The 16,165-nt window shown below is 73.3% G+C and carries 14 protein-coding genes; 6 read left to right on the top strand and 8 right to left on the bottom strand.

What is annotated here, in order from left to right:
• Positions 1 to 63: 63 nt before the first annotated feature.
• Positions 64 to 405: a hypothetical protein gene (locus tag OG553_RS17325; protein WP_405979837.1), complete on the top strand. Its 342-nt coding sequence runs from the start codon at positions 64 to 66 to the stop codon at positions 403 to 405.
• 50 nt (positions 406 to 455) lie between these two features.
• The gene (locus tag OG553_RS17320) at positions 456 to 2,735 is read left to right on the top strand and encodes a hypothetical protein (protein ID WP_405979836.1); all 2,280 of its coding nucleotides are present in this window, start codon (positions 456 to 458) and stop codon (positions 2,733 to 2,735) included.
• On the opposite strand, the gene OG553_RS17315 is transcribed toward OG553_RS17320, so the two are convergent.
• Together OG553_RS17315 and OG553_RS17310 are read right to left on the bottom strand one after the other, a co-directional pair.
• The gene (locus OG553_RS17315; protein ID WP_405979835.1) at positions 2,732 to 4,573 is read right to left on the bottom strand and encodes an NHL domain-containing thioredoxin family protein; all 1,842 of its coding nucleotides are present in this window, start codon (positions 4,571 to 4,573) and stop codon (positions 2,732 to 2,734) included. The two genes, OG553_RS17320 and OG553_RS17315, sit on opposite strands and share 4 nt — an antisense overlap.
• Before the next feature lie 50 nt (positions 4,574 to 4,623).
• Positions 4,624 to 5,463, bottom strand: coding sequence for a hypothetical protein (locus OG553_RS17310; RefSeq protein WP_405979834.1), 840 nt, complete (start codon positions 5,461 to 5,463; stop codon positions 4,624 to 4,626).
• 32 nt (positions 5,464 to 5,495) lie between these two features.
• Between OG553_RS17310 and OG553_RS17305 the strand changes: the two genes are divergently transcribed.
• Positions 5,496 to 6,011: an LURP-one-related/scramblase family protein gene (locus OG553_RS17305; protein ID WP_405979833.1), complete on the top strand. Its 516-nt coding sequence runs from the start codon at positions 5,496 to 5,498 to the stop codon at positions 6,009 to 6,011.
• Between the two features lie 27 nt (positions 6,012 to 6,038).
• On the opposite strand, the gene OG553_RS17300 is transcribed toward OG553_RS17305, so the two are convergent.
• Positions 6,039 to 6,818, bottom strand: a complete 780-nt coding sequence (locus tag OG553_RS17300; protein ID WP_405979832.1) for a carbon-nitrogen family hydrolase — start codon at positions 6,816 to 6,818, stop codon at positions 6,039 to 6,041.
• Between the two features lie 139 nt (positions 6,819 to 6,957).
• Here OG553_RS17300 and OG553_RS17295 point away from each other — a divergent pair, with 139 nt between their 5' ends.
• Positions 6,958 to 7,785 carry a maleylpyruvate isomerase family mycothiol-dependent enzyme gene (locus OG553_RS17295; RefSeq protein ID WP_405979831.1) on the top strand — a complete coding sequence of 276 codons (828 nt, stop codon included), beginning with the start codon at positions 6,958 to 6,960 and terminating at the stop codon, positions 7,783 to 7,785.
• Between the two features lie 30 nt (positions 7,786 to 7,815).
• Here OG553_RS17295 and OG553_RS17290 read toward each other — a convergent pair whose 3' ends face one another.
• Positions 7,816 to 9,123, bottom strand: a complete 1,308-nt coding sequence (locus OG553_RS17290; protein ID WP_405979830.1) for a nitrate/nitrite transporter — start codon at positions 9,121 to 9,123, stop codon at positions 7,816 to 7,818.
• Complete coding sequence (locus OG553_RS17285; protein ID WP_405979829.1) at positions 9,120 to 9,776, bottom strand: GntR family transcriptional regulator; 657 nt, start codon at positions 9,774 to 9,776, stop codon at positions 9,120 to 9,122. The genes OG553_RS17290 and OG553_RS17285 overlap by 4 nt, the downstream gene beginning before the upstream one ends.
• Before the next feature lie 145 nt (positions 9,777 to 9,921).
• On the opposite strand from OG553_RS17285, the gene OG553_RS17280 reads away from it, so the two are divergent.
• Complete coding sequence (locus tag OG553_RS17280; RefSeq protein WP_405979828.1) at positions 9,922 to 11,097, top strand: DUF418 domain-containing protein; 1,176 nt, start codon at positions 9,922 to 9,924, stop codon at positions 11,095 to 11,097.
• Here OG553_RS17280 and OG553_RS17275 read toward each other — a convergent pair.
• The 3 genes from OG553_RS17275 to OG553_RS17265 all read right to left on the bottom strand — a co-directional run bounded on the left by OG553_RS17275 (position 11,081) and on the right by OG553_RS17265 (position 14,635).
• A complete protein-coding gene (locus OG553_RS17275; RefSeq protein ID WP_405979827.1) occupies positions 11,081 to 11,392 on the bottom strand; it encodes a protease inhibitor I42 family protein in 312 nt (103 codons plus the stop codon). The genes OG553_RS17280 and OG553_RS17275 overlap by 17 nt on opposite strands.
• A gap of 30 nt (positions 11,393 to 11,422) precedes the next feature.
• Complete coding sequence (locus OG553_RS17270; protein WP_405979826.1) at positions 11,423 to 13,306, bottom strand: C1 family peptidase; 1,884 nt, start codon at positions 13,304 to 13,306, stop codon at positions 11,423 to 11,425.
• 123 nt (positions 13,307 to 13,429) lie between these two features.
• Positions 13,430 to 14,635, bottom strand: coding sequence for an FAD-dependent monooxygenase (locus OG553_RS17265; RefSeq protein ID WP_405979825.1), 1,206 nt, complete (start codon positions 14,633 to 14,635; stop codon positions 13,430 to 13,432).
• A 296-nt stretch (positions 14,636 to 14,931) separates the two neighbouring features.
• On the opposite strand from OG553_RS17265, the gene OG553_RS17260 reads away from it, so the two are divergent.
• Positions 14,932 to 16,158, top strand: a complete 1,227-nt coding sequence (locus OG553_RS17260; protein WP_405979824.1) for a serine hydrolase domain-containing protein — start codon at positions 14,932 to 14,934, stop codon at positions 16,156 to 16,158.
• Positions 16,159 to 16,165: the final 7 nt, after the last annotated feature.

The raw sequence follows: 16,165 nt of genomic DNA, 5'->3' as shown, positions 1-16,165 counted from the left end.
CGCGGAGGAGACGCCGGACGGGGCCTTCTCAACTCCGCAGCCAACTGAGTAACTTACTCAGTTATGGACTTGATGATTATCAAGCACGCGGTGGAAGCGGACGACGGCATCAAACGGCTGTCCATGGCGTTCGTCAAGAAGCACGCCGCACCCGACCGCACCCGACTGAGCTCCGAACTCTGCGCGGAAATCAGCAAAGAGCTGGAGAAACTGGGGCTCATCACCCTCCCGAAGCGGCTCCCGACATCGGAGAACGCCTTCGTCTTCGTCATAGGGAAAGAGAGTCCGCTCGGCCACGTCGTCGCAGTCGCCGCGTCCATCGCGGCCCTCGACCAGGTCGGCGCCAACCCCCTGCCGAAAATCTTCGACAACTATCCGCAGGCCAAGGCTCAGCTGAGTCCGTAACTCAGTAATTCTTGTGTAAATAAACGTGAGTTGGGGATACGCTCCTCGCCGTGCCTACACACAACGGAGTCGCGATGGGCCAGCACACACCCCGGTCACTCACCGTCACGTGGGGATCCGAGCAGATCCTGGTGTCCAACACCGGGCAGGACCTCCCCATACCTCCAGCGGACGACGCCGAGCTGAAGGTCGTCGAGGCGGGCCGCGCCAACCCGGCCGCCCTGCTGACGGAAGAGGCCTGGTCGGCCGTCGGCCGCGCCGCGATCGACGCGGAGGGCGTCGCCGTACAGCTGCGCCCCACGCGCCAGGACCCCGGCGGGGTCCTGATGGTCGAGAACGTCGAGGGCGCGACCCTGCGCTCGCTCGTCACCCGCGTCTACCTGAGCGAGCTGCTGCCCGGCATCCAGCCCCGCACCGGGATGGAGGCCACCGAGATCCCGGACCCCCAGGTCCAGGGGGTCACCGAGGACGGACGCCCCTGCGCGACGGTCCGGTACCGCTTCAAGGACCTCTCCCACCTGCGCGAACACGTCTGGCAGACGATCAACGGCACCCTGTCGCTGAACAACTACGTCGGCTCGGTCCTCGCCCGGACGATCACCCGCAACCTGATCGCCCACCCCGTGGAGATCTCCTTCGAGGACGGCACGGAGTCCTTCCACGCCCTGGCCGTACGCGACGGGATCACCCGGCTCGCCAGCGCCTGGGCCGTCCTCGCCGGCCCCGGCGCCGAGACCACCGACGTCGCCGACCTGGCCGTGGGCGCCCTGTTCGGCAAGGCCGAGACCCCCCTCCCGCCCGGTGTCCCGACCGGCCGCCACCTGGCGTCGGTCCGGGAGAAGTGGCGCGGCTCCCTGCGCGAGGAGTACGCGGAGGCCGTCGGCCTCCTCGAACCGGGTCCGCGCGCCGCCCAGATCGGGCAGACCTTCGTCGCACCCGCCCAGATCACCGTCGGCATCGAGGGCCACCCGGGGCACCTGCTCGCCCCCGAGGACATCTTCGACGACGCCATCAGGAGCGTACTGGCCAGCGTCCACGTCGAGTTCAAGGCGTGGGACGACGCCGCCCAGAACGTGGAGGTCATCACCCGGGCCCTCAAGCGGGTCATCCAGCTCGGCGACTCGCTGATCCCGCAGGACGACCTCCAGGCCGTCTACGGCCTCGCCGTCGGCCGCACCCACTCCGCCGACCTGCCCCGGCTCTTCCCCGGCTCGACGCCCCCGCCCGGCACCGCGCTGTGGCGCGCCGTCTACGTCGTCCACGCCCTCACCCGGCCCGAGCTGCTCGAACGCCTCAAGGACCAGGCCAAGGCCATCAAGGGCGGCAAGCGCATGGGGCTCAAGGGCTTCGGCGAACTCCTCGGCCCGATCGTCGACCTGCCGTGGCGCAGCTACAAGAAGCTGGTGACGAAGCAGGCCCGCAACGCCTGGAACAACGGCGGTGTCCTCACCCCGGACGTCGTCGGCGAATGGGACCCCGTCCCCACCGACGACTTCACCACCCTGGTGGCCCCCGCCCTCGCCGGCGACACCAACGCCCGCTGCACCCTGGCCGTGGCCGGCGGTGTCGCGCTCATCGCCGACAAGCTGCTGACCCGCAACGTCGGATCCGCGCTCAACTCGCCCAAGGAGAAGGGCGGCGTGCCCTTCCGGGCCGACGTCAGCCTGATCGTCGAGGGGCTGTCCCGGCAGGACAACGAGCTGGGCCTGTGGCTCCTCGCGCTGGTCGCGAACGGCTTCCGCAGCGACGCCCTGCCGGAGAACGCGGTCACCATGCGCGCCCTGAGCCGCAAGGAGAAGCCCGAGGGCGAGGGCGGCAGCCCGTACATCCACTTCAACGTGGACCTGGCAGGCGACCACAAGGTCGCCCGGGACGCCGACGGCGTGCCCGAGCTGCTGTACCAGTGGGACGTGGTCTACGCGGCGGACCCCGAGCGGGCCCGCAAGAACACCGAGGCTCCGGCCCCGCCCGCGCCCGCCGTCCCGCTGCCGGAGCCGCGTACGGAACCGGCCGGCGACCGGACCGAGCCGGCCGGGCCCGCCGCGCCGGCCCCCGCCGCGCAGGACGTCCGCCCTGCGAGCCGGCGCGCCGCCGACCACCGTGCGGTGCTGCGGCAGAGCGTCACCGCCGCCCGGGACGCCATGGAGCGGCTGCACCAGCTCGAACCGGAGGTCGCCGGGCACACCCCGATCGTCCCCCTGAACGTCCTCGACGAGCTCCACATGCAGCTGATCGGCCTGCAGACGGACATCGAGAACCTCCGCCGGAGGATCACCCCGGCGGAGGACGCGGACGCCGACGCGGACGCCGAGGAGGCGGCGACCCTCTAGGCCTCCCGGTCCATCCCCGCGAGGACCAGCGGCAGGCGGGTGGTGCCGGCGGCCGTGACGACGACCGGCACGCCCCAGTCCTGCTGGTGGACGTGGCAGGCCGGGTACTCGTTGGCCGGGTCGTCGTCGCAGGACGCGGCCATCGCCGAGACGTGCAGGACCCCTTCGGTGACGGCGGGGTTCAGCACCAGGTTCCGGAACAGGTCCGAGCCGGCCCCCTCGCCCTCCGCCAGCAGCTCCGGCGGGGTCGAGGAGACCAGCAGCCGGGTGGACGGCCCGTAGCGGGTGTCCAGCTTCTGGCCGGCCGGGGCCTGGAAGACCACGTCCAGGCGGAGCGTGCCGGGGGCCACCTCGGTGGCCGCCCGCTGCGTGCGGTGGGCGACCGCGTCCACGCGTACGGCCTCCTCCGGGAGCCGCAGCCGGGTCAGCCGGTGCCGGGCGGACTCCACCACCACGATGTCCTCGCCGACCAGCACGGCCGCGCTCGGCTCGCGCAGGTCGGTGGCGAGGGTGGACACCTGCCCGGTGGCCGGGTCGTAGCGGCGCAGGGCGTGGTTGTACGTGTCGCAGACCGCGACCGAGCCGTCCGGCAGCGCCGTCACCCCCAGGGGGTGCTGGAGCAGCGCCTGGGCGGCGTCGCCGTCCCGGTGGCCGAAGTCGAACAGGCCGGTCCCGACGGCGGAGCGGACCGCGTAGCCCCCGTCGACGGGCTCCACGTAGCGGACCGCGCTCGTCTCCGAGTCGGCGATCCACAGCCGGTCCCCGGCGGCCGCGAGCCCGGACGGCTGCGCGAACCAGGCCTCGGCGGCGGGCCCGTCCACGAGCCCCTCGTTCGTCGTGCCGGCCGCCACCGCGACGGTCCCCGCCTCCGGGTCCCACGTCCACAGCTGGTGCACGCCGGCCATGGCGATCCACACCCGGCCCTGCCACCAGGCGACGTCCCACGGCGAGGACAGGTCCACCTCCAGCGCCGGCCCGGAGGTCGGGGAACCCTGCCACCACTGCCGCCCGGTCCCCGCGACGGTCTCGACGGCGCCCGTCTCCGGGTCGAGGACCCGCAGCGCGTGGTTGACGGTGTCGGCGACCACGACCCGCCCGTCGGGCAGCAGCGCAAGCCCCTGCGGCTCGCTGAAGGCGTCGGGCCCGAAACCGCGCTCACCGCTGCCGATCCGCCGTACGACGGTCTCCCCGTCGGCCTCCAGCTCCACCAGCTGGTGCCGCGTCGAGTCGCTCACCAGCAGGTTCCCGGAAGGCAGCACGAGCGCCTTGCCGGGGAAGCGCAGGTCGGTGGCTACGGGCTCGGGCGCCACGTAGGGCCCGTCCCCGCGCCTCAGGGTTCCCTTGGCCGCGTGCTCGGCCTCCAGCTCCTCGACGAGCCGCGCGATGGCGTGCGCGTGCCCCTCACCGGCGTGCTGCGCGACGACGTACCCCTCGGGGTCGATCACCACGAGCGTGGGCCAGGCCCGCACGGCGTACTGCTTCCACGTCGCGAGCTCGGGGTCGTCGAGCACGGGGTGGTGCACCTCGTACCGCTCGACGGCGTCGACGACGGCGGCGTGCTCGGCCTCGTGGACGAACTTCGGCGAGTGCACACCGATGATCACCACGGTGTCCCGGTGCTTCTCCTCCAGCTCCCGCAGCTCGTCGAGGACGTGCAGGCAGTTAATGCAGCAGAAGGTCCAAAAATCCAAGATCACAATGCGACCGCGCAGGTCAGCGAGGGTGAGCTCCTTCCCGCCGGTGTTCAGCCAGCCCCCCTTGCCGATCAGCTCGGGGGCACGGACACGGGCACGGCGGGGCGCGGGCGCGGGGGTCGGCGCCGGGGCAGCATCGTTCATCCTTAAAGCTTGCCATCCGGTCGTGAACACCGGATCACGCGTTCGGGGGCTCAGCCCCCGGCGGCCCCTGCCCCGGCGGTGAACGCGTGCAGGGAGTGGACCAGGGCTTCCACGAAGGCTTCGCGGGTGGGGGGCGGGAGGAGGTCCAGGGAGAGGTAGGGGTTCAGGTCCTCCAGTTCGACCAGCAGGAGGTCCCCCGAGGGTGCGCGGCAGGCGTCCACACGCTGGATGCCGTGGTCGAGGGTGTTCCAGTCGACGAAGCCGCGCGCGAAGGCCAGGTCCGCGTCGGTCGGCTCGTACGGGGTGAGGTCCCAGCGGCGGGCGGGGTCCGGGGCGTGGAGGGCGTACTGGAAGGCGTCGTCGACGAAGTAGAAGGACACCTCGTACGCGAAGTCGATCCGCGGCTGGATCAGGACCTCCCCCGCCGGGCCGGACGGGGTGGCGGTGAAGGTGAGGCCGATGGAGTCGGCGCCCTGCTTGGGCTTGACCGCGTACGTGTCCGCGGGCGGCAGCAGGTGCAGGTCGGCCGGGTCGTCGACGGTCGGGATCACCGGGTGGCCGGCGGCCGTGAGGTCCAGGAGGTACTGCTTGCCGGCCATGTCGGCGCGGCCGGTGAGCGGGTTGTAGACGGGGGTCCCGGCGGCGAGGGCGGCGGCGCGGAACTCGTCGTAGGCCTCCTGGTAGCCCAGGACCGGGCCGCTGTTGCGGACGACGACGGCGTCGAAGCCCGGCATGAGGGCCCGGGCGTCCAGCGGGTGGCACAGGGCCAGGTCGAAGTGCTCGCGGAGGCGGGCGGTGAGGAATATGTCCTCGTCGCAGTAGCGGCGGCCGCGCGCGGGGTAGGCGAGGTCGGTCACGTAGAGGAGGCGGGTCCTGGGCTTCGTGGGCATGGGGCCAAGCTATCCCGGGCAGCGATCAGGGCATGAAATACCTCGTTCGGGACAAACTGCTGGCCATCGGGGACGACTACTGGATCGAGGACGAGGACGGCCGGCACGCCTTCCTCGTCGACGGGAAGGCCCTCCGCTTCCGCGACACCCTGGAACTGGAGGACCCGGACGGGCGGGTCCTGCTCACCCTGCGGGAGAAGCTCTTCACCCTGCGGGACGCGATGACCCTGGAGCGGGACGGGGTCCGGCTCGCGGTGGTCCGGCGCAAGCGGCTCTCGCTGCTGCGCAACCACTTCCGCGTGACCATGGCGGAGGGCACGGAACTCGACGTCAGCGGGCGGATCCTGGACCGCGAGTTCAAGGTCGAGTACGAGGGCGAGCTGCTCGCGCTGATCTCCCGGCAGTGGTACCGGATCCGCGAGACGTACGCCGTGGACGTGGTCCGGGAGGACGCGGACGCGGCGCTGCTCGTGGCGCTCGCCGTCTGCGTGATCAGAATGGCCGAAAAGGAGCGGGAGGAAGGGGCGGGCGGGGGCTCCGACGGGTGAGGTGAGGACGGAGCCCCCGGACGTCCGCTAGCGGCCCAGGGTGCGGTCCTTCAGGGCGGGGAACTGGTCCCGGGTCTCGGCGACCTTCGCCGGGTCCAGGTCCACCGTCAGGACGGCCTCGCCCGGGCCCGCCTCCGCGAGGACCTCGCCCCAGGGGTCCACGACCAGGCTGTGCCCGGCCTGTTCGACGCCCGCGTGCGTGCCGGCGGTCGCGCAGGCCAGTACGTACGACTGGTCCTCGACCGCCCGCGCCCGGTTCAGCAGGGTCCAGTGCTCGCGCCGCCGGGCCGGCCAGCCCGCGGAGACGACCATCGTGGTGGCGCCGGCGTCGACGAGCCCGCGGAACAGCTCGGGGAAGCGCAGGTCGTAGCAGGTGGCGAGGCCGAGGGTCTGCTCCGGCAGGACCACAGTGGTCAGGGAGTCGCCGGCGGACATCAGCACCGCCTCGCCCTGGTCGAAGCCGAAGCGGTGGATCTTCCGGTAGGTCGCGGCGAGTTCGCCGGACGGGGAGAGCACGAGGGCGGTGTTGTAGAGGGAGCCGTCGCCGGCGCGCTCCACGACCGAGCCCGCGTGCAGCCAGACCCCGGCGTCGGAGGCGGCCTTGGACATGGCCTCGAAGGTCGGGCCGTCCAGCGGTTCGGCCTCCGTCTCGAACTGCTCGTAGGCGAAGGCGCCCACCGTCCACAGTTCGGGCAGCACGACGAGATCGGAGCCGCTCTGCTCCCTGACGAGTTCGGCGGCCCGCTGCCGCCGGGAAGCCACCGACTCCCCGTCGTTCACGGCGATTTGGATCAGAGAGGCGCGCACATTACCACCGTCCTGGCATGTCAGCCGGTCAACTCAAGGCCTACGATCGTCACACGAAAGCGCTGTCGGGGTGCTCATCGGCAGCGTAGTTTTGGGAATAGTCCACAACGCGCCACTGAACAGCCAGCGAGGGGTCCCGTTGACCGTCCATCCCAGTCTTGAGCCCTATGCCGACGCGTGGACCCACTCCATCGAGGCGATAACCGAGCTGGTCCTCCCCCTCCCGGAGGGCCAGTGGAACCTGCCCACCCCCTGCCCCGGGTGGTCCGTGCGCGACGTGGTCTCCCACATCATCGGCCTCGAACTGGAGCAGCTCGGCGACCCGCGGCCGATCCACACCCTTCCGCGCGACCTGCGGCACGTGGTGGACGAGTTCACCCGCTACATGGAGGTGCCGGTTGACGTGCGCCGCCACCACACCGCCCCGGAGATGACCTCGGAGCTGGAGTACACGGTCATCCGCCGCCAGCGCCAGCTGCGCAACGAGAAGCGGGATCCGGCCACCACGATGGTGCGCGGACCGCAGGGCAACCAGATCACCCTGGAGTTCGCTCTCCGGCTGCGCGCCTTCGACACCTGGATCCACGAGCAGGACCTGCGGGCGGCGCTGGGCGTCCCGGGGAACTGGGACTCGCCGGGCGCGTTCGTGGCGCGGGACATCCTCCTCGCCGGGCTGCCGAAGGTGGTCGCGAAGGGCGCGGGCGCCCCGCCGAACTCGGCCGTGGTCATCGACGTGCACGGGCCCGTGGAGTTCCTGCGGACGGTGCGCGTGGACGCGGCCGGCCGGGCCGCCCTCGACAAGACCCCCTCGCTGGGCCCTGACGTGTCGCTGGCGATGGACTGGGAGACGTACGTACGGCTCGCCGCGGGCCGGGTCCGGCCGCGCACGGTCGCCGACCGGGTGAAGGTGGAGGGCGACACCGAGCTGGCCACCGCCATCCTCGGCGCGTTCGCCGTCACCCCGTAGCGGCGGCCTCCGCGGACCCGTGGCGCCGGATCAGCGGGAGGCGGGGCGCACCGCCTCGCGCGGGCTCCCTCCGGCGGCCGCGGCCGCGGTGACGGCCAGGGTCTCGCGTTCGCGGGCGAGGGCGCGGGGCGCCAGCCGCAGCACCTGGCTGAGGCCCGCCAGTTCCACCACGAACACCGAGGAGAAGGCGATCCGGTAGTCGTCCCCGGTGGCGTCGAGGAGGACGCCGACGGCCAGCAGGGTGGTCATGGAGGCGATGAAGCCGCCCATGTTGGTGATGCCGGACGCGGTGCCCTGCCGCTCGGCCGGGTTCGCGGGACGGGCGAAGTCGAAGCCGATCATGGAGGCCGGGCCGCAGGTGCCGAGCACCACGCACAGCGTGACCAGCAGCCACATCGGTGCCCGGTCCCCGGGGTACACCAGCACGGAGGCCCACAGCAGCGCGGTGGCCGCGACCGTGCCGAGCGCCAGCGGGAGCCGGGCGCCCGGCCTGCGGCCTATGAGCTGGCCGTAGACCAGGCCGAAGCCCATGTTCGAGGCGACCACCAGGGTCAGCAGCCCGCCCGCGGTGTTCCGGGACAGCCCCTGCGCCTCGACCAGGAACGGCATGCCCCACAGCAGCAGGAAGACCATCGCGGGGAACTGCGTGGTGAGGTGCACCCACAGGCCGAGCCGGGTGCCGGGCTCGCGCCAGGAGTCCCGGATCTGACGGCGCACGAAGCCCCCCGCGCCCGGGGTGACGGGCGCCGGCTCGTGCCCCTCGGGGTGGTCGCGCAGGAACAGCACCAGCGGGACGAGGACGATCAGCCCCGCCACCGCGCTTCCGGCGAAGGCCGGCACCCAGCCCAGGCCGTGCAGCACGGGCGCCAGCACCAGGGTGGAGACCAGGTTGCCGGCCATGCCCACGAGCCCGGCCAGCTGCGCCATCAGCGGTCCGCGGCGGGCGGGGAACCAGCGGGTGCCGAGCCGGAGGACGGAGATGAAGGTCATGGCGTCGCCGCAGCCCAGCAGGGCGCGGGCGGCCAGCGCCATGCCGTACGAGGGGGAGAGGGCGAAGCCGATCTGCCCGGCGGTGAACAGGACGGCGCCCAGCGTCAGCACCTTCTTGGTGCCGAGGCGGTCGACCATCAGGCCGACGGGGACCTGCATGCCCGCGTAGACCAGCAGTTGCAGGAGGGAGAAGGTGGAGAGGGCGGAGGCGTTGACGTGGAAGCGGTCCGCCGCCTCCAGGCCCGCGACGCCCAGGCTGGTGCGGAAGATGACGGCGACGAAGTAGACGGCGACGCCTATGGACCAGACGGCGACGGCCCCCCGCCCGCCGGGCGGCTCGGCGTTCACCGGGCCCCACCGCCGGCCCGCACCAGGGCGCCGACCCGGCCCACGTGGCCGCGTACGGCCGCGGCGGCGGCTTCCGCGTCCCCGGCGCGCAGGGCGTCTAGGATCTCCGCGTGCTCGTCGAGGGTGCGCTCCACCCGGTCGGGGTGGGCGTGCAGCAGGGCCGCGCCCATCCGCAGCTGTCGGTCGCGGAGTTGGTCGTAGAGCCGGCTGAGGATCTCGTTCCCGGCGTGGCGGACGATCTCGGCGTGGAAGCAGCGGTCGGCGGTGGTCATCGCGGCGAGGTCGCCGCGGTCCGCGTGCGCGCGCAGTTCGGCCATGAGTTCCGTGAGCCGCTCCAGCAGCGCGGGCGGGGCCGGGACGGCCCTGCGCACGGTGAACTCCTCGACCAGCAGCCGGGTTTCTACCACGTCGGCGATCTCCTGCGCGGAGACCGGCAGCACCAGCGCGCCCTTCTTCGGGTAGAGCCGCAGCAGGCCCTCGGTCTCCAGCCGCAGCAGGGCCTCGCGGACCGGGGTGCGGGAGACCCCGACGGCCTCGGCGAGCTCGCCCTCGGTGAGCAGGGTCCCGCCCTCGTAGCGGCGGTCCAGTACGCCCTGCTTCACGTGGTGGTAGACGCGGTCGGCTGCGGTGGCGGCACGGGTGGCTGGCGGCATGCGCACAGGATAGATACATCAGGGATGCAACGGCCCCGCCGTCCGCGATGTGGACGGCGGGCGCCCCCGACTGCATCGAAAGGTGTAGTCCGCGTTCCTCCACCGGCAGGAAGAGCCGGGCCGTCCGCCCCGGGAGCCTGGAGACATGGCCGACACCCTCGTCACATCCCGGGCGGACACGACCGCGTCCCGGCTACCCCTGCTCGACGTCCTGCGCGGCGCCGCGATCCTCGGCACGCTCATGACCAACGTCTGGATCTTCGCCTCGCCCGGCTCCGAGTGGAGCGTCCTCCAGGGCGGGCTGAGCCTGCCGGACCCGATCGCCGACCCCTCGGCCGCCACCATCGCCGAGACCGCCTTCCGCTTCCTGGCCGACGGCAAGTTCCTCTCGCTGCTGACGATCCTGTTCGGCGTGGGCCTGGCCATCCAGTTCGACTCCGCCGCCCGCCGGGGCGAGCCGTGGCCCGGCCGGTACCCGCGGCGGGCCGCGTTCCTCTTCCTGGAGGGGACCGTCCACTTCGTCCTGATATTCGCCTGGGACGTGCTGATGGGCTACGCCGTCACCGCCCTGCTGGTGGCCTGGCTGCTGGCCCGCTCCGAGCGGGTGCGGCGGGTGTCGATGTGGGTCGCGGCCGGCGTCCACCTGACCCTGGTGGCCCTGGTGACCCTCGGCGACGCCGTCACCCCGGACTCCCCGAAGACGGTCGACCCCGAGGCCGTACGGCTCTACGCGGACGGCAGCTGGGCCGAGCAGATCGGCTTCCGCCTCGACAACGCCCTCGCCCTGCGCATCGAGCCCGTCTTCACCTTCGGGCTGCTGGTGTTCCTCTTCCTCCTCGGCGTCCGCCTCCACCGCGCCGGCGCCTTCGGCCCGACCGCCGCCGGGCGCCGGATCCGCGGCCGGATGGCCGCCTGGGGACTCGGCCTCGGACTGCCGCTGGGCATCGCCGCCGAGCTGGCCGGACCCGACTTCTTCGTCCTGGGCCGCTACGGCATCGCCCCGCTCGTCGCCGTCGGCTACATCGGCCTCATCGGCTGGGCCCTCGACCGGTTCGCCGTCCCCGGCGCGGCGGCGCTCGGCTCCGTCGGACGCACCGCCCTGTCCTGCTACGTCGGCCAGAACCTGCTGTGCGCGCTGCTCTGCTACGGCTTCGGGCTCGGGCTGGCCGCGCGGTTCGGCGGGAGCGGGCCGTGGTGGGTGATGGGCCTGTGGGCGGCGGTGAGCCTGGTCCTGGTCGCCGCGTCCCGGCTGTGGCTGCGCCACTTCGACCGGGGCCCGCTGGAGGCCGTGCAGCACTGGGCGCTCAAGCCCCGCCGGTGACCTCCACGTCCAGGACGAACTCGTCGTAGGGGGCCTCCTCGGGATAGGGCGGCCGGATCTGCGCGAAGCGGATCCGGGCCCGCCCCCCGGGGCGGCGGCCGCCCACCACGTACGTCCTGGCCAGCGGTGCGCCGGGCTCCGCCCGCGGGGGAGCGGAGCCCGGCGCCTCCGTCACGGAGACGGCGTCGGCGTCACCGCTGACCTGCCAGGTCCACACGTACCCCCGCGCCCCGCGCCCGGTGAGCCGCAGCTCGTACGACTCCCCGGCGCGCAGCGCGATCCCGCGTACCTCCACCGGCCGCCTCCCTCGTGGTCCGCGCGCGGTTCACGCCGGGCCGATCACCGCCCCCTCGTGCCAGCCCGCGCCGTCCCGCCAGTAGTGCTGGAGCAGCCGGTCGGTGCGCAGGACGAGGACCTCCAGGTTGAACCCGAAGCTGCCCTGGAGCATCCCGGTGACGGCGAGCGCGTCGTGCCCGAAGACCGCGCTGCGGGCCCAGGGGGCGCCCGCCGCGTTCCCCCGCCACCAGTGCTCGATCCGGCCGTCGGCGCCGGCCACGCACAGCTCGTAGTTCCCGGCGGTGTCCTCGTCGGCGGCCCCGTACTGGCCCTCGATCAGGCAGGGCGCGGAGTTGATCCGGCTGCCGAAGACCTCCCCGGCCCGCCAGACGAAGCCATTGGGGTCGTCGCGCCACCACAGCTGCATCCGGCCGTCGGTGCGGGCGGCGACCAGGTCGAGGGTGCGGGAGCGGGTCTGGATCAGGGCGGGCCCGTAGTGGGCGATGCCGGAGGCGAAGCGGCCGCCGTCGTTCCAGGTCCAGGGGGCGCCGTTGATCCGCCACCAGTGGTTGAGGCGGCCGTCGGCGGTGCGGACGACCACCTCGAAGTTGCCGGGCTTTCCGTAGTCGCTCTGGATGAACGCCGGGGTCGAGCCGACGGCCGCGTCGCCCGGACCGAAGGCGCCGCCGTCGCGCCAGACGCCGAAGGCCTGCTCGTAGTACCAGTGCCGCAGCCGGCCGCCGGTGGTGACGTGCAGGGACTCCATGTTCCGGTTGTAGGTGGTGCCGGTGAACGCGGGCTGGCCGGAGGCGTCGGAGGCGTAGGCAAGGCCCCGGGCCCAGGCGAAGGGGGCGTCGCCCTCCCGCCACCAGTGCTGGAGCCGGCCGCCGCCGCCGGTCGCCGCCATCTCGAAGTTGCGGTGGGCGCGGCCGTTGCCGCTCTCGTAGGTGCTGCCCGCGTGCAGGCGGCGCTTGCTCCAGGGGTCGATGTTGGTGCCGCGCAGCCCGCACTTGGCCCAGTAGTCGATGTTGACCTCGCCGTACGCGATCCGGCCGTAGCCGCCGACGTGGTAGCCGGGCCCCCAGGAGTTCTTGAACAGCCAGCAGCCGGCCGCGTCGTCGTAGCCGACGACCAGCACGCAGTGCCCGCCGGCCAGTCGGTCGCTGGTGCGGTGGTAGACGCCCGACCCGAGCCCGAAGAAGTCGTCGTACACGTCGAAGCAGGCCGTCAGCGGCCCGACCGTGTCCAGCCACACCTTCTGCTGCTCGACGTCGCCGAGGCGTACGTAGTCACCGATGCGGACCGTCCGGCCCGAGCGGTCCCAGCTGGGCGTGTACTCGGCGCGCCAGGCGTCGCGCCGCTCGGCCGGCAGGCCCGGGGGCGGGGTGCTGTACGGCCAGCAGTCCGGGTCGGCGAGCCCTCCGTTGTTCTTGATCCAGTCCAGGGCGGTCTCCGGATTGCTGCCCTGCCCGCAGGTGGACTTGAGCCCGTCGTGGACGTCGCCCTCGGAACGCTCGGCCCATACGTCGTGCTCGATCCGGGCCATCGACTCGACGAGCCCGGCCGCGCCGAAGGCCCAGCAGGAGCCGCAGGGGTTCTGGTCCTTGACCTTCGTCAGCCAGGGCCAGCCCCAGCGGCTGCGCCAGTCGACGGCGGCGGGCCGCCCGGGCGCCGCGCCGCTTCCGCTCAGCAGGCCGTTGGCGGCGCGCCGCCGGGTCAGGTGCGGGTTGCCGCTCGCCCTCCCCACGAGCGCCCGCAGGTCCACCGAGCCCGCCTCGGCGGCGGGCGTCAGGTTCACCCCCGGCTCCAGGCCCAGGGCGGGCCTCGGCACCGGGTCCCCGTCCGCCAGGTGCTCGCTGACGGTCCACCGCGCCCCGTACTCCACGAGCTGCGCCCGCAGCTCCCCCACCGTCTGGACAGACTCCTCCGGCATCCCCGGCCCCCCAGCTGCAACCCTCGGTCGTGAGCCCGGGGAGCGTCTCCCCGCCACCACCCCCCGTCAAGGGGGGCCACGCGGTCGCGCGGTGGCACGGGGGTCGTACGTGCGTCCGGCCCGCTACCGGGCCATGGACTGGCCGCCGATGCCCGGGGCGCCGCCGAGCTGGCCCTGCCACCACGCCTCGACCTCGGCGCCGCTCATCCGCCCCCACTCCGGCGTCCGCTCCACCTGCGCCCGCCCCAGCCGCCGCGCCAGCGCGACCAGTTCCCGCCCGGCCGCGCCCCTGGCCGCCTGGTAGGCCCGCAGCAGCTCCTCCCAGGTGTCCGCCCCGGCCCACGCGGCCCCGAAGGCGGTGGCGTCCTGGAGGGCCTTCGCGGCGCCGCTGGTGTTGTGCGGGCGCACCACCGTGGCGGCGTCCCCGGCGAGGAGGAGCCGGCCGGCGGTGGTGCTCGCGGTCTCCAGGTCGTAGATGGGCTGCACGAAGGTGTCCGCCGGGTCGGTGAGGGCCAGCGCCCGGCCCCAGTACGGTGGGAACTCCCGCTCCAGCAACGCCCGCAGGTGGTCCAGCAGTTCGGGGGTCAGCGCGCCCGGCGGGAAGCTGGTGGGGTCGTCGAAGCGCAGCCGCCCGTCCGGCGGGGGCGGCGCGTACAGCACCCAGTTGACGCGGGGCCCGTCCGGGCCGGGGATCCGGTAGATCACGCAGCTGCCGCCGGGGAAGCACACGGTGGTCACCGCCTCGGGGTGCGCGTCCGCCCCCTCCAGTGGTCCCGCGTCGAAGTTCCCGCGCCAGCACACGTACCCGGCGTAGTGCGGCCGCGCCCCCGGCGCCACCGCCTCCCGGACCACCGACCGGTACCCGTCCGCGCCGACGGCCAGGTCGTACCGCTCGACGGAGCCGTCCCCGAGCCGCACCTCGGCCGCGCCCCCGTCCCCGGCCACCCCGGCGACGGCCACGCCCTGCCGGTACACGACCGCCTCCGGCGTCGCCTCCCGCAGCCCGCGCCACAGCAGCCCCCAGTGGTACGAGTGGAACGGGAACGGCTGCTCCCAGATCATCCGCCCGCCCGGCCCGGCACCGTCGTCCCGCACCACCCACCGCCGCCGCAGCAGCCGGTGCGCGGGGATCCCGCCGGGCAGCGCCCCGGCGGCGGCCAGCTCGGCGGCACGCTCGTCGTGCACGCACAGCCCGACCCCGCGGTCCGCGAGCCGCCCGCGCGTGCGCTCCAGTACGACGACCCCGTCGGCCCCGGCCCGCACCGCGGCGGAGGCGAACGCGCACCCCGCGATGCTCCCGCCGACCACCGCTACCGTTCCGCCCCGCATGACCGCCCCCTGCCGAAGCCGCGTTGCCCTGGGACGACCACCGTACTGGGCGGACCGGCCTCGGGCGGGGCGTTAGCGATGCGTGAGCCGAACGCAAGCGGCTGCGACCAGCATGAATCCCGTCGCCGCAGGTCAACCGGCCTTCGCGACAACACCCCAGTCGGCGCGGGACGCGGCATCCCCCTGTCGCGTCCCGCGCTCAGCCCGCCGGACGCCCGCCGAGCGTCCCCGGGGGCTCGGACCTACGCTGGGTAGGCCTTGTCCTTCGCTCCTCGGGGACGACAGGAGGCCGAGCCATGACGCCGACCGCCGCCCGAATCCGGCTGCGCCGGGCCTGCACGGCCGTGGCCGCCGCCGCGGTGCTCCTCGCCCCGGCCGCCGCCGGCCCCGCGTACGGGGCCCCGGCCCGCGCCGCCGCGGCACCCTCCCCCGACACGGGCGGGGACTTCCCGCAGCTCACCCCCGAGGTGGCCGCGAAGCTCGACGCGGCCGTCCAGGACACCCTGCGCGAGGCGAAGGTACCGGGCGTGATCGTGGGCCTGTGGGCGCCGGGCAAGGGCAGCTACGTGAAGACGTTCGGGGTGGCCGACAAGGAGACCGGCGCGCGGATGCGGACCGACTTCTACACCCGCATCGGCAGCCAGACCAAGACCTTCACGGTCACCGCCCTCCTCCGCCTGGTGGACCAGGGCAAGGTGGGCCTGGACGACCGCATAGGGAAGTACGTCTCCGGCGTCCCGAACGGCGACCGCATCACCCTGCGCGAGCTGGCCGGGATGCGCAGCGGCCTGTTCAACTACAGCGAGGACGACGCCTTCGACAAGGCCCTCACCACCGAGGGGACCCGCCCCTTCACCCCGCAGCAGCTCCTCGCCTACTCCTTCAAGCACCCGGTGAACTTCGCCCCGGGCGCGAAGTTCGAGTACTCCAACACCAACCTGATCCTGCTGGGCCTGGTCATCGAGAAGGTCACCGGACAGCCCCTCCAGCAGGTCCTGAAGCAGCAGGTCATCGACCCGGCGGGGCTGCACCACACCCTGTTCCCCACCGACGCGGCCTTCCCCTCCCCGCACGCCCAGGGCTACACCGACCAGTCGGCTTCGGGCGAGATCGTGAACTCGACCGACTGGAACCCCTCCTGGGCGTGGGCGGCCGGCGCGATGATCTCCGACCTGGAGGACCTGCGCAGCTGGGCCAAGACCCTGGCGACGGGCACCCTGCTGACCCCCGCGACGCAGGCCGAGCGCCTGAAGACCACCTCGGTCGGCATCCCCGGCGCGGGCTACGGCCTGGGCCTGTTCGACGTACAGGGCTGGATCGGCCACAACGGCTCGCTCCCGGGCTACGAGAGCCTCGGCGTGTACCTGCCCGAGGAGCAGGCGACGCTGGTGGTCATCCTGAACACGGACGTACTGCACGAGGGCCAGGAGCCCAGCACCCTCTTCGGCGAGGCCATCACGCAGATCGTCACCCCGGACCACGTCTACCCGGGCCACAAGCCGACCCCGCCGAGACACGGCTGACGCCGTC

Source organism: Streptomyces sp. NBC_00158 (assembly GCF_045160885.1).
Classification (GTDB): Bacteria; Actinomycetota; Actinomycetes; order Streptomycetales; family Streptomycetaceae; genus Streptomyces.
Note: the sequence above shows the minus strand (reverse complement) of the source record. Positions and strands in the feature narration are given on the sequence as shown.

What these genes read in the sequence shown, in the direction of transcription:
- OG553_RS17305 (WP_405979833.1), top strand. Translation starts at nt 5,496, where the DNA reads ATGAAATACCTCGTTCGGGACAAACTGCTGGCCATCGGGGACGACTAC.
- OG553_RS17285 (WP_405979829.1), bottom strand. Translation starts at nt 9,776, where the DNA reads ATGCCGCCAGCCACCCGTGCCGCCACCGCAGCCGACCGCGTCTACCAC.
- OG553_RS17270 (WP_405979826.1), bottom strand. Translation starts at nt 13,306, where the DNA reads ATGCCGGAGGAGTCTGTCCAGACGGTGGGGGAGCTGCGGGCGCAGCTC.
- OG553_RS17315 (WP_405979835.1), bottom strand. Translation starts at nt 4,573, where the DNA reads ATGAACGATGCTGCCCCGGCGCCGACCCCCGCGCCCGCGCCCCGCCGT.
- OG553_RS17260 (WP_405979824.1), top strand. Translation starts at nt 14,932, where the DNA reads ATGACGCCGACCGCCGCCCGAATCCGGCTGCGCCGGGCCTGCACGGCC.
- OG553_RS17310 (WP_405979834.1), bottom strand. Translation starts at nt 5,463, where the DNA reads ATGCCCACGAAGCCCAGGACCCGCCTCCTCTACGTGACCGACCTCGCC.
- OG553_RS17325 (WP_405979837.1), top strand. Translation starts at nt 64, where the DNA reads ATGGACTTGATGATTATCAAGCACGCGGTGGAAGCGGACGACGGCATC.
- OG553_RS17265 (WP_405979825.1), bottom strand. Translation starts at nt 14,635, where the DNA reads ATGCGGGGCGGAACGGTAGCGGTGGTCGGCGGGAGCATCGCGGGGTGC.
- OG553_RS17280 (WP_405979828.1), top strand. Translation starts at nt 9,922, where the DNA reads ATGGCCGACACCCTCGTCACATCCCGGGCGGACACGACCGCGTCCCGG.